The sequence below is a fragment of the Nonomuraea antri genome (genome assembly GCF_013283785.1).
Taxonomy (GTDB): Bacteria; Actinomycetota; Actinomycetes; order Streptosporangiales; family Streptosporangiaceae; genus Nonomuraea; species Nonomuraea antri.
Genome location: NZ_JABCPZ010000293.1, coordinates 1 through 11,953 on the forward strand (window position 1 = coordinate 1; position 11,953 = coordinate 11,953).

The following is an 11,953-nucleotide window of genomic DNA, read 5'->3' on the forward strand; positions in this document are numbered from 1 at the left end:
CGCCCAGGCCCCGGCGTCGGTCCCGGCCGCTCCCCCGCAGCCGCCGGCCGCCGTGCCCGCCCCGCCGGCGCAGGTCAGCGCGCCCGCCGCGGTGCCGACCTCGGGTGAGAGCCCGTACGTGACCCCGCTGGTGCGCAAGCTCGCCAACGAGCACGGCGTCGACCTCGACGCGATCAACGGCACCGGCGTCGGTGGCCGTATCCGCAAGCAGGACGTGCTGGAGGCCGCCAAGGCGCAGCGCGAGCAGGCCGCCGCCGCCCCGGCTCCGGCCGCCGCGCCGGCCGCCCAGGCCGCGCCCGCCGCCGCCCCGGCCCCGCAGGCCGCTCCCGCCCAGGCCGCGGCGCCGGCCGCCGAGCCCGAGCCGGTCCAGGTCGACACCACGCTGCGCGGCCGCACCGAGAAGATGACGCGCCTGCGTCAGACGATCGCCAAGCGGATGGTCGAGTCGCTGCAGACCGCCGCCCAGCTCACCTCGGTCGTCGAGGTGGACGTCACCAAGATCGCGCGACTGCGGGCCAAGGCGAAGGACGACTTCTTCCGCCGCGAGGGCGTCAAGCTGACGTTCACCCCGTTCTTCGCGATGGCCACCGTCGAGGCGCTCAAGCAGCACCCGAAGCTGAACGCCACGATCAACAACGAGACCAACGAGGTGACCTACTTCGACGTCGAGAACCTCGGCATCGCGGTCGACACCGAGCGTGGCCTGCTGGCCGCGGTGGTCAAGAACGCCGGTGACCTCAACCTGGCCGGCCTGACCAGGAAGATCACCGACCTCGCCCAGCGCACCCGCGACAACAAGGTGACGCCGGACGAGATCACCGGCGGCACGTTCACGCTGACCAACACCGGCAGCCGCGGCGCCCTGTTCGACACGCCGATCCTGAACCAGCCGCAGGTCGGCATGCTCGGCACCGGCGCGGTCGTCAAGCGTCCCGTGGTGCTCGACACGCCCGAGGGCGAGGTCATCGCGGTCCGCTCGATGGTCTACCTGGCGCTGACCTACGACCACCGCCTGGTCGACGGCGCCGACGCCGCGCGCTTCCTCACCACGATCAAGCGCCGCCTCGAGGAGGGCCGCTTCGAGGCCCAGCTCGGCCTGGCGTAAGCACGATCCGAAGGAGCCCGGGCGGTCACCGCCCGGGCTTTTTCACGTCCTGAGACAGGGGCGTTACTGTGACCGTATGACGATCATCGTGACCGGGGCGTCCGGGCTGCTCGGCACGGCTCTGGTGGGCGCGCTGCGCGACTCCGGGCGCCGGGTGGTCAGCCTGGTCCGGCGGCGGCCCGACGGGCCGGACGAGGCGTTCTGGCAGCCGCGCGAGGGCGTGCTGGACCCGGCGGTGCTCGACGGCGCGGAGGCGGTCGTGCACCTGGCGGGCGCGCCGATCGCGGACAAGCGGTGGAGCCCCGCCTACAAGCGGGAGCTGGTCGACAGCCGGGTGCTGAGCACGCGGCTGCTCGCCGACGCGCTGGGCCGGGCCGAGCGCCCGCCCGCGGTGCTCGTCTCCGCCTCCGGGATGGACTTCTACGGCGACACCGGCGACCGCGTGATCGACGAGAGCGCGGGCAAGGGCCAGGGCTTCCTGCCCGACCTGTGCGAGCGCTGGGAGGCCGAGGCCGCGCGGGCCGGCGAGCTGGGCGTCAGAACCGTGCAGTTGCGCACCGGGCTGGTGCTGAGCAGGTTCGGCGGCGCGCTCAAGCCGATGCTGCCGATCTTCAGGCTGGGGCTGGGCGCGCCGCTCGGCTCGGGCCGGCAGTACTGGTCGTGGATCGCGGTCGACGACTGGGTGAGCGCCGTGTCGCACGTGCTGGCCGACGACTCCGTCTCCGGCCCGGTGAACCTCACCTCGCCCGCCCCGGTCACCAACCGCGACTTCACCCGCGCGCTGGGCCGGGCGCTGCGCCGGCCGACGCTGCCGATCCCGGTGCCGGCCTTCGCGCTGGCCGCCGGCCTGGGCGAGTTCGCCCGCGCCGGGCTGCTGCCCAGCCACAGGATCCGGCCGGCCAAACTCACGGACAGCGGTTTCCGCTTCACCCATACCGGTCTCGACGAGGCACTGAGCGCCGTACTGTAGGGTGCCGATCGTTGTTTTACCTCGGGGAGACTCCGGCATGAACAGGTCTGGTCAATCACACATTCTGGCCATCGGCGGCGGATCGTTCCGGGCGGGTGAGCGCCAGGGCGTCCTCCAGGCCAGCCCGTTGCTGCGCTACGCGCTCGACCTGACCGGCCAGGACCGGCCCAAGCTCGGCCTGCTCGCCACCGCCGTGGGTGACAACCCGGAGTGGCTGCTGAAGATGTACGGCGCGTTCGCCGGCTGGGACGTCGAGGTGAGCCACCTGGCCCTGTTCCCGCAGCCCACGGTGGCCGACCCCCGGGCCTGGATGCTCGAACAGGACATGATCTACGTCAGCGGCGGCAGCGTGGCCAACCTGATGGCGCTGTGGCGGCTGCACGGGCTCGACGAGGCCTTCGAGGAGGCCTGGCGGGCCGGGGTGGTGCTGTCCGGGCAGAGCGCGGGCGCGCTGTGCTGGCACGTGGGCGGCAACACCGACTCCTTCGGGCCGGAGCTGCGTGCCTGGTCCGACGGTCTGGCGTTGCTGCCGTACTCGTGCGGCGTGCACTACAACGCCGAGGCGCAGCGCCGGCCACTGCTGCAGCAGTCGGTCGCCTCGGGCGAGCTCCCCGGCGGTTACGCCGCCGACGAGGGCGTCGGCCTGCACTACGTGGGCACCGAGTTCATCCAGGCCGTCACGGTCGACCCCGGGGGTTACGCCTACCGGCTCGAACACGACGGCGCGGGCGGGGTCAAGGAGTTCAGGATCGAGCCTCGGCTGCTGACTTCCTGAATTACCCTTGATGCGTGAGGGAACGGCACAATAGGCCCATGCGCCCCATCCACGGGGACGATCCCCACGCACTAGCCATCGTCCGTCTTGGTGTCGACGTCCCCTATGAGCAGGCCTGGTCGCTGCAGCGCTGGGTGCACGGCAAACGGGTCGCCGGTGAGCTCACCGACACCGTGCTGCTGCTGGAGCACGCGCCCGTCTACACGGCGGGCAAACGCACCGCGGCGCACGAGCGGCCCGCCGACGGCACCCCCGTGGTGGACGTCGACCGCGGCGGCCGCATCACCTGGCACGGCCCCGGCCAGCTCGTCGCCTACCCGATCGTCACGGTCACCGACGTGGTCGACTACGCCGGGCGGCTCGAGGAGGCGATGATCCAGGTGTGCGCCGACTTCGGCGTCTCGGCCCGGCGCGTGCCCGGCAGGGCCGGGGTGTGGGCGGTCGGCGATCCCGCGCTCGGCCTGCCCGACCGGCAGCTCGGCGCGGTGGGCCTGCGGATCGCGAGCGGCGTGGCGATGCACGGGTTCGCGCTGAACTGCGCCAACGACCCGCGCTGGTTCAACAGGATCGTGCCGTGCGGCATCCCCGACGTGGGCGTCTCGTCGCTGTCGGCGGAGACCGGCCGCCGCATCGTGGTCGAGGAGGTCATGCCGATCGCCGAGAAGCGGCTGGCGGACGTGCTCGGGCTGGAGGCGTTCGACATGCACGAGGACGACCTGCTGCGCCGCTGAGCCCCGCGCAGGTAACCGAATCGGCATCTGGTCAGCGCGGAATCCATATGCGAGAGCCTTTACGATCCCGCTGTGAGGCGCATCACTGCTCTGGTCCTGGCATTACTCGTCCACGCGTTGACTCTGGCCTTCGTCGTGCTGGGCGTCTGGACGATCGTCGCCAACGACGGTTCCCTGGTGGGCTGGCTGCTCGGCGGCCTGCTCATCGGCGTCGGGTGGGTGCTGCGGCCGCGGCTCGGCGCCCTGCCCGACGACGCCGAGCCGCTGGAGCGCGACTCGGCGCGTGAGCTGTACGCGCTGGCCGGGCGGGTGGCGGGCAAGCTCGGGGTCAGGCGTCCCGAGCGGGTGGCGATCAGGGATCTGGCGCTGGAGACCCGGTATCAGCGGGTGGGGCTGACGCGCGTGCCCGTGCTGGTGGTGGGGTTGCCGACGTGGCTGGCGCTGTCGCCCAGGCAGCGGGTGACGCTGCTGGCGATGGCGTACGCCGACGTCGAGACGGCCGAGGAGATCGTGGTCAACGGCGCGCTGTCCACGCTCGGCGAGTGGCACGAGGCGCTGCTCGGGGCCCAGCCGCTGTCGGCGCGCCAGGAGGCGCACGAGAAGATGGCCGCGACCGGGCTCGACCCAGTGGCCCATCCCGGCAACACCTACGAGGTGATGGGGTTTCTCGGCCGGGTGGTCGGCCGGTTGTTCGGCTGGCCGGTGCTGCTGATCGAGCACGCGCTGCGGCGGCTGGCCACGGCGGACGCCGAGCGCGTCCGCGCGCGCAGGCACGCGCTGGCCGGCCGGGTGGCCGACGAGGCGGACCTGACGCAGTTGCGCGAGGTGCTGGCCCTGGGCGGGTACGTGGCGCCGATGCAGGCCGCGGCCCTGCGCGGCGAGAGTGTGGCCGCGATCAGGCAGAACGCGCTCAGCCGGCACCTGCTGACCGAGGACGGCGTGTTGTCGGCCGCGCCGTCGGACGACCTGCTCGGCACCACGCAGTCCGACGAGATCGACGAGGAGCTGCACCAGCACTACGCGCGGGCGATCCGCGGGTTCGGGCTCATCAGCTGACCCAGGCGGGGGCCACGTCCGCGTGAGACGTAAGCTGGACGGGTGACCGTTGCTCCTGAAGGCCGAAAGCTCCTCCGCCTGGAGGTGCGTAACGCCGAAACCCCTATCGAGCGCAAGCCCCCGTGGATCAAGACCAAGCTGAAGACGGGCCCCGAGTACACCGAGCTCAAAACGCTCGTGCGGCGGGAGGGCCTGCACACGGTCTGTGAAGAAGCGGGCTGTCCCAACATCTACGAGTGCTGGGAAGACCGTGAGGCGACGTTCCTCATCGGTGGCGACCAGTGCACCCGCCGCTGCGACTTCTGCCAGATCGACACCGGCAAGCCCAAGGAGTACGACCGGGACGAGCCGCGCCGGGTGGCCGAGTCGGTCCAGCAGATGGGCCTGAAGTACGCCACGGTGACCGGTGTGGCGCGCGACGACCTGCCCGACGGCGGGGCCTGGCTGTACGCCGAGACGGCGCGCCAGATCCACGCCCTGCTGCCCGGTTGCGGGGTCGAGCTGCTGGTTCCCGACTTCAACGGCAACCGCGACCAGCTCGAAGAGGTCTTCTCCAGCAAGCCCGAGGTGTTCGCGCACAACGTCGAGACCGTGCCGCGCATCTTCAAGCGCATCCGCCCGGCCTTCCGTTACGAGCGCTCGCTGAACGTGATCACGATGGCCCGCGAGGCCGGGCTGGTCACCAAGTCCAACCTGATCCTGGGCATGGGCGAGACCCGCGAAGAGGTCACCGAGGCGATGCGCGACCTGCACGCCGCCGGCACCGACCTGCTGACCGTCACGCAATACCTGCGGCCGACGCCCAGGCACCACCCGGTCGAGCGCTGGGTCAAGCCGGAGGAGTTCGTCGAGCTGCAGGCCGAGGCCGAGGCCATCGGCTTCGCCGGGGTGCTGTCCGGGCCGCTGGTGCGCTCGTCGTACCGGGCGGGCAGGCTGTACCAGCAGGCCATCGAGGCCCGCCAGTCGGCCTGACGCGTTTCACTCACCGAGCCCCGGGCGCCCGCCCGGGGCTCGGTCGTGTTTCTGGCGTGCGGCCGGGGCTCGGTCGTGCTCCGGGCGGGCGGGCGTCGCTAGCATGGCAGTCCAGCCGGAGAAGGGCGGGACGGATGGCCACGCTGATCCGCACGAGCGACCTGCCCGCCGCGGGCCGCCACGAGGCCTGGCGGAGCGTCGTGTGCGACACCCTGGGCCCGCTCGACCTGCGCATCGATCCCGCCGCGCCGCTGCGCGGCCGCATCGAGATGGGGCGGCTCGGGCCGCTGGGCGTGGGCCGGGTCGAGACGTCCACGCCGCACAGCGTGCACCGCACCCCCGGGCTGATCCGGCGTGACAGCCCGGAGATGTACCGGCTGGTGCTGCCCATGGCGGGCCGGCCGATCGTCTCCCAAGACGGCCGCACCTCGCAGCTCGCGCCGGGCGAGTTCGCGATCTACGACTTCACCCGTCCGTACGAGCTGGCCTACGACTCGGCGGTGCGGCTGGCCGTCTTCAGCCTGCCGCGCGAGCTGCTGGCGCTGCCGGTGGATCCCGTCGCGCGGCTCACCGCCGTCCCGATCGCGCCCGACGACGGCACCGCGGCGCTGGCCGCGCCCCTGTTACGCCGGGTGGCGCTCGACCACGACACCTACCAGCCGGCCAGCGCGGCCCGGCTGTCCGGGGTGATCGCCACCCTCATCACCACCGCGCTCGCCGAACGCGCGGGTCAGGCCGGGTCCCTGCCGGTCGACACGCGGCAGGAGACGCTGCTGATGCGCGTCCACGCCTTCATCGAGCAGCGGCTCTGCCACAGCGACCTCGATCCCGGCCAGGTGGCCGCGGCGCACCACGTCTCGGTGCGATACCTGCACCGGCTGTTCGAGTCGCAGCAGACCACGGTGGCCGCGTGGATCAGGAGGCGGCGGCTTGAGCGCTGCCGCGAGGACCTGGCCGACCCGTCCTTGTCGGTCAGCGCCGTGGGCGCCCGCTGGGGGCTGCCCGATTCGGCGCATTTCAGCAGGTTGTTCCGTAAGGCGTACGGGATGCCGCCGCAGGAGTACCGGCGCTCCTTGACCGTGCGCGCATAGTCAAGCGGCCGGGCACGCGGATCCAAGACCGGCGCGGCCCTGATCAGCAGACTGAAGGTGTTCGCGAGACGCACCTGTTTCGCAAAGATCCGTGAGAGGAACACCTGAGATGCAGCTCTTCGTCAATCTGCCGGTCAAGGACCTGGACCGCTCGAAGTCCTTCTTCACCGCGCTCGGCTTCACCATCTTCGGCATGACCGACGACATGGCCTCGGTGGTCATCAACAACGAGACGCAGGTCATGCTGCTGGCCGAGCCGGCGTTCGCCACGTACGTGGACAAGGAGATCGGCGACGCGGCCAAGAGCACGCAGGCCATCCTGGTGGTCGGCATGGAGACCCCCGCCCAGGTCGACGAGCTGGTCGACAAGGCCCTGGCGGCGGGGGCGACGCCGGCGGGCGTGCCGCAGGACGCCACGGTCAGATACCAGCGCGGCTTCGCCGACCTCGACGGCTACCACTGGGAGGCGCTGAGCCTGGTCCAGCCGGCGTGAGCGCGGCCGGGACGGCCCGGACAGGCGCGGTCACCTCGGCGGACGGCACGCCCGTCGGGTACGAGGTGACCGGCGCGGGACCGGCGGTGGTCCTGGTGCCCGGCGCCGCACCGCCGAGGATGACCTCCGGGGCGGCGTCGGGCGTGGCGTCCACGGTCGCGCCCGGGATGCCGCCCGGCGTGGCGTCCGGGATGACGTCCGGGGTGGCGTGCGCGCTGACGTCTGGCGTGGCGGGTGCGCTGGCGCCCTGGTTCTCCGTGTTCACCTACGGCGGGCGGGTGGCGGGCGTGGAGCGGGAGGTCGAGGACCTGGTCGCGGTGATCGGCGCGGCCGGCGGGCCGGCGATGGTGTTCGGCGGCTCGGCGGGCGCGGTGCCCGCGCTGCTGGCCGCCGCCCGCTGCCCGGCCGTCGCCAAGCTGGCCCTGTGGGAGCCGCCGTACCGCGTGGGCGAGATCCCGCCCGCACCCACTCAGCCCACGCTGGTGCTCCACGCCGGCGGCGGCCGGGCGTGGCTGCGGACGGCACTGCCCCGCGCCACGCACCGGGTGCTGGACGGGCGGACCGGCCCGCTCTCCCCCGCGACCCTGGCCTCTGAGCTGCTGGAGTTCTTCGTCACCCGATAGGTAACGTAACAGTCACAAACCTATCGACCAGTCGGTTTTCTGGTGAACACTGAGGACCGTGGATTTCGACGAACTGATCAACCAGCTGGACCTCGGCACCAAGATTCGCCTGCTCACCGGCGCCGACATGTGGAGCCTGCCGCCCGTTCCCGAGATCGGGCTCGACCGCGTCGTGATGAGCGACGGCCCGATCGGGGTGCGCGGCGAGCAGTGGACCTCGGCCGACCCCTCGATCGCGCTGCCGAGCCCGACCGCCCTGGCCGCCACCTGGGACGTGGACCTGGTCAGGCAGGTCGGCCGGCTGCTCGCCCAGGAGGCCAGGCGCAAGGGCGTCCACGTGTTGCTGGCCCCCACCATCAACCTGCACCGCTCGCCGCTCGGCGGACGGCACTTCGAGTGTTTCTCCGAGGACGCGTACCTGACCGGTGAGGTGGGCGCGGCCTACGTCGAGGGCGTGCAGGAGGGCGGGGTGGCCACCACGCCCAAGCACTTCGTGGCCAACGACTTCGAGACCGACCGGTTCACGGTGAACGTCCAGGTGAGCGATCGGGTGTTGCGCGAGGTGTATCTGCGGCCGTTCGAGCGGGTGGTCTCGGCCGGTTCGTGGGGGCTGATGACGGCCTACAACGCGGTCGACGGCACCACCATGACCGAGCACTCCGACCTGGTGAACGGGGTGCTCAAGGGCGAGTGGGGCTTTGACGGGTTCGTCGTGTCCGACTGGACGGCCGTGCGCACCACCGAGGCCGCCGCCATGGGCGGCACCGACGTGGCCATGCCCGGGCCGAACGGTCCGTGGGGCGAGCGGCTGGAGTCGGCGGTGCGTGAAGGCCGCGTCCCCGAGTCCGTCGTGGACGACCGCGTCCGGCGCATCCTGCGCCTGGCCCACCGCGTCGGCGCGCTGCGCGACGGCACGCCGGCCACGGAACCCGGCGCACCGGCCGGAGAGCTCAGCGGACCCGCCGGGGAGTTCGGCGCGCCGATCGACGGTGTCGCGCTGGCCAGGCAGGTCGCGGCCCGCGGTTTCACACTGCTCAAGAACGACGGCGCGGGCCCTGGTTCGCCCGGCCTGCTGCCGCTCCAGGGCGTCACCACGCTCGCGCTGATCGGCTCGGCCGCGGCCGAGGCCCGCGTCATGGGCGGCGGCAGCGCCCAGGTCTTCCCCGACAGGATCGTCTCGCCGCTGGCCGGGCTGCGCGAGCGCGGGGACGTCGAGATCCGCTACGCGCTGGGCACCGACCCGCGCATCCGGCTGGCCCCGATCACCACCCCTGCCACGGCCCGCTTCCTCGACGAGGACGGCGCCACGCTGGCCGAGCACCCGCTGGCCACCACCGAGGCGCGCTGGGTCGGCCAGTTGCCGCCGGACGTGGACGGCGACCTGCTCAAGGCGGTGTGCCTGCGGGCCGCCTACACCCCGGACGTCTCAGGCGACCACGAGCTGTCGCTGGCCGGGGTGGGCCCGTTCACGCTCACGGTGGACGGCGAGACCGTCTTCGACGCCACCATCGAGCTGGAGGGCGACGACCCGGCCGCGGCGTTCCTGTCGCCGCCCGAGCGCCGGGTGGTCGTGCCGTTCACGGCCGGGCGGACGTACGAGCTGGCGGTCACGCATCCGGCGGGGGCGTTCGGCGGGATGGCGTTCGTGGCCTACACGCTCGGCCACGCCGACCCCACGCCCGGCCCGGACGAGCTGATCGCCGAGGCCGTGCGGGTGGCGCGCGACAGCGACGTGGCCGTGGTGGTCGCCTCGACCACGCTGGAGGTGGAGAGCGAGGGCTTTGACCGCACGGACCTGCGGCTGCCCGGCCGCCAGGACGAGCTGATCGCCGCCGTGGCCGCGGCCAACCCGCGCACGGTGGTCGTGGTCAACGCGGGCTCGCCGGTGGAGATGCCGTGGACCGGCCAGGTGGCGGCGGTGCTGCTGACCTGGTTCCCCGGCCAGGAGGCCGGCGGGGCGCTGGCCGACGTGCTGTTCGGCGACGCCGAGCCCGGCGGCAGGCTGCCCACCACCTGGCCGGCGCGGCTGGCCGACGCCCCCGTGGTCGACGTCACGCCGGTGGACGGGACGGTGCGGTACGAGGAGGGCGAGTACATCGGCTACCGGGGCTGGGAGCGCTCGGGACGGACGCCGGCGTTCTGGTTCGGCTCGGGTCTCGGGTACACGACCTGGTCGTACGACTCCATCGCGGCCGAGGGCACCACGGTCACCGTGGCGCTGACCAACACCGGGGCGCGGGCCGGCCGCGAGGTCGTCCAGATCTACGCGGGCGACGGCGACGAGCGCCGGCTGGCCGGGTTCGACGTGGTCGAGGCCGAGCCCGGCGAGACCGTGCTCACCACGATCTTCCTGGCCGAACGCGCGTTCCAGACCTGGGACGGCGCCGGCTGGCGGACCCTCGCGGGCGAGCACCCGGTCACGGCCTGCCACGACTACGCCGACCGGCGGCTGTCCGCGACCGTCGTGATCTAGGGTGAGGCGCGCCCCGGACATCCCGTATCGGGCGGAAATCGCCGGGGCGCGTTTTCCCTAGTTCGGCCGTTGGTTTGTATCCTTCTGAGCATGGCAAAGTCCGAGGACCCAGAGAAGCCGGGGCGCATCAAGCAGCTCCGCATGATCGCGCAGATCATCAAGCAGGCCAACCCCAAGGGGATGCCGATCGTCTTCCTTTCGGCGGTCGGCACGCTGGCTGTGGTCGTCGTGATCGGTCTGGTCACGGACTACTTGTGGTATTCGATCTTCATCGGCATCCTGGCCGCGTTCACCGTCGGCCTCGTCGTGTTCGGCCAGCTCGCGCAGAAGGCCCAGTATTCGATCCTGCACGGCCAGACCGGCGCCGCCGCCGCCGTGCTGCAGGGCATGCGCGGCAACTGGCAGGTCACCCCGGCCATCGCGGCCAACCGTGACCAGGACCTGATCCACCTCCTCGTCGGCTACCCCGGCGTGGTGCTGGTGTCCGAGGGTCCGGGCAACCGGGTGGCCAAGATGCTCGCCGCCGAGAAGAAGCGGGTCGCCCGCGTGGTGCTCGGCGTCGAGATCTACGACATCCAGTGCGGCGACGGCGAGGGCCAGGTGCCGCTGGGCAAGCTGCAGCGCCACATCATGAAGCTGCCGCGCAACCTGAAGAAGCCCTCGGTCAACGAGGTGAAGGACCGCCTGCGCTCGCTGCCGAAGAACATGCCGATGCCCAAGGGTCCGATGCCCAAGGGCGTGCGCATGCCGCGCGGCCCCAAGATGCGCTAGTGCTGTCCGTCTCGTCGCGGGCCAACCGCCACTGGTGGGACGGCAACGCCGACGACTACCAGGTCGAGCACGGCGGCTTCCTGCGTGACACCGGGTTCGTCTGGTGTCCGGAAGGCGTGGACGAAGCCGACGCGCACCTCCTCGGCGAGGTGCGCGGGCGGCGCGTGCTGGAGATCGGCTGCGGGGCCGCCCAGTGCGCGCGCTGGCTGGTCACGCAGGGGGCCCAGGTGGCCGCGTTCGACCTGTCGCACCGGCAGTTGCGCCACTCCCAGCGCATCGACCTCGACGCCGGCACGCGGGTGCCGGTGGTGCAGGCCGACGCCGAGTCGCTGCCGTTCGCCGGGGAGAGCTTCGACCTGGCGTGCTCGGCGTTCGGCGCGCTGCCGTTCGTGGCCGACCCGCCGGCGGTGTTCCGCGAGGTGCGGCGGGTGCTGCGGCCCGGCGGGCGGTTCGTGTTCTCCGTCAGCCATCCGATCAGGTGGGCCTTCCCCGACGATCCCGGGCCGCGCGGGCTGACCTCCGACCGGTCCTACTTCGACCGTTCGCCGTACGTCGAGCGGGACGAACACGGCACGCCCACCTACGTCGAGCACCACCGGACGATGGGCGACTGGATCGGCCTGCTGGTCGCCTCCGGGCTCACCGTGGCCGGGCTGCTGGAGCCGGAGTGGCCGGAGGGGCACGAGCGCGTGTGGGGCGGCTGGAGCCCGCTGCGCGGCCGCCACCTGCCCGGCACGGCCATCTTCACCGCACTCAAGCCATAGGACGCGTGTCGCCGCCGCCGGGTCCGTCCGGAGAAGGCGGATCCGCCATGGGGGCGCGGGCCGCGAGGGCCGCGGTGGCGGTGAGCATCACGGCGCTCAGCCCGAACACCCCGAGCACGCTCGTCACCC

Annotated in this window: 12 protein-coding genes; all 12 read left to right on the plus strand. The window is 72.4% G+C overall.

Translation table 11 applies throughout. The features are described 5' to 3' along the window. The coding region (sucB, locus tag HII36_RS49060; protein ID WP_173530277.1) for a 2-oxoglutarate dehydrogenase, E2 component, dihydrolipoamide succinyltransferase at nucleotides 1–1,105 on the plus strand (1,105 nt) is incomplete at its 5' end. Nucleotides 1,106–1,181: 76 nt separating this feature from the next. Continuing rightward, nucleotides 1,182–2,075 (plus strand): TIGR01777 family oxidoreductase, encoded by an 894-nt coding sequence (locus tag HII36_RS49065; protein ID WP_173530278.1) that lies wholly within the window; start codon nucleotides 1,182–1,184, stop codon nucleotides 2,073–2,075. 37 nt (nucleotides 2,076–2,112) lie between these two features. Further along, the gene (locus HII36_RS49070) at nucleotides 2,113–2,850 is read left to right on the plus strand and encodes a Type 1 glutamine amidotransferase-like domain-containing protein (RefSeq protein WP_173530279.1); all 738 of its coding nucleotides are present in this window, start codon (nucleotides 2,113–2,115) and stop codon (nucleotides 2,848–2,850) included. Nucleotides 2,851–2,888: 38 nt separating this feature from the next. After that, the gene (gene lipB / locus HII36_RS49075) at nucleotides 2,889–3,581 is read left to right on the plus strand and encodes a lipoyl(octanoyl) transferase LipB (protein WP_173530280.1); all 693 of its coding nucleotides are present in this window, start codon (nucleotides 2,889–2,891) and stop codon (nucleotides 3,579–3,581) included. A gap of 72 nt (nucleotides 3,582–3,653) precedes the next feature. Then, the gene (locus HII36_RS49080; protein ID WP_173530281.1) at nucleotides 3,654–4,637 is read left to right on the plus strand and encodes a M48 family metalloprotease; all 984 of its coding nucleotides are present in this window, start codon (nucleotides 3,654–3,656) and stop codon (nucleotides 4,635–4,637) included. A gap of 42 nt (nucleotides 4,638–4,679) precedes the next feature. Further along, nucleotides 4,680–5,609 (plus strand): lipoyl synthase, encoded by a 930-nt coding sequence (gene lipA, locus HII36_RS49085; RefSeq protein WP_173530282.1) that lies wholly within the window; start codon nucleotides 4,680–4,682, stop codon nucleotides 5,607–5,609. Nucleotides 5,610–5,743: 134 nt separating this feature from the next. After that, nucleotides 5,744–6,700 (plus strand): AraC-like ligand-binding domain-containing protein, encoded by a 957-nt coding sequence (locus tag HII36_RS49090; RefSeq protein ID WP_173530283.1) that lies wholly within the window; start codon nucleotides 5,744–5,746, stop codon nucleotides 6,698–6,700. Between the two features lie 109 nt (nucleotides 6,701–6,809). Continuing rightward, on the plus strand, nucleotides 6,810–7,193 hold the full coding sequence (locus HII36_RS49095; protein WP_173530284.1) for a VOC family protein: 384 nt from the start codon (nucleotides 6,810–6,812) through the stop codon (nucleotides 7,191–7,193). Then, on the plus strand, nucleotides 7,190–7,816 hold the full coding sequence (locus HII36_RS49100; RefSeq protein ID WP_173530285.1) for an alpha/beta hydrolase: 627 nt from the start codon (nucleotides 7,190–7,192) through the stop codon (nucleotides 7,814–7,816). The genes HII36_RS49095 and HII36_RS49100 overlap by 4 nt, the downstream gene beginning before the upstream one ends. Nucleotides 7,817–7,874: 58 nt before the next feature. After that, on the plus strand, nucleotides 7,875–10,289 hold the full coding sequence (locus HII36_RS49105; protein WP_173530286.1) for a glycoside hydrolase family 3 C-terminal domain-containing protein: 2,415 nt from the start codon (nucleotides 7,875–7,877) through the stop codon (nucleotides 10,287–10,289). A 90-nt stretch (nucleotides 10,290–10,379) separates the two neighbouring features. Beyond that, entirely contained in the window at nucleotides 10,380–11,060 is a 681-nt protein-coding gene (locus HII36_RS49110) for a DUF4191 domain-containing protein (RefSeq protein ID WP_173530287.1), read from the plus strand. After that, complete coding sequence (locus HII36_RS49115; protein ID WP_173530288.1) at nucleotides 11,060–11,824, plus strand: class I SAM-dependent methyltransferase; 765 nt, start codon at nucleotides 11,060–11,062, stop codon at nucleotides 11,822–11,824. Before HII36_RS49110 ends, HII36_RS49115 begins: the two co-directional genes overlap by 1 nt. The last annotated feature ends 129 nt before the right edge of the window (nucleotides 11,825–11,953 follow it).

Excerpts from the sequence above, each read along its gene's own strand:
- lipB (WP_173530280.1), top strand. The coding sequence starts at position 2,889 with ATGCGCCCCATCCACGGGGACGATCCCCACGCACTAGCCATCGTCCGT.
- HII36_RS49065 (WP_173530278.1), top strand. The coding sequence starts at position 1,182 with ATGACGATCATCGTGACCGGGGCGTCCGGGCTGCTCGGCACGGCTCTG.
- HII36_RS49070 (WP_173530279.1), top strand. The coding sequence starts at position 2,113 with ATGAACAGGTCTGGTCAATCACACATTCTGGCCATCGGCGGCGGATCG.
- HII36_RS49090 (WP_173530283.1), top strand. The coding sequence starts at position 5,744 with ATGGCCACGCTGATCCGCACGAGCGACCTGCCCGCCGCGGGCCGCCAC.
- HII36_RS49110 (WP_173530287.1), top strand. The coding sequence starts at position 10,380 with ATGGCAAAGTCCGAGGACCCAGAGAAGCCGGGGCGCATCAAGCAGCTC.
- HII36_RS49095 (WP_173530284.1), top strand. The coding sequence starts at position 6,810 with ATGCAGCTCTTCGTCAATCTGCCGGTCAAGGACCTGGACCGCTCGAAG.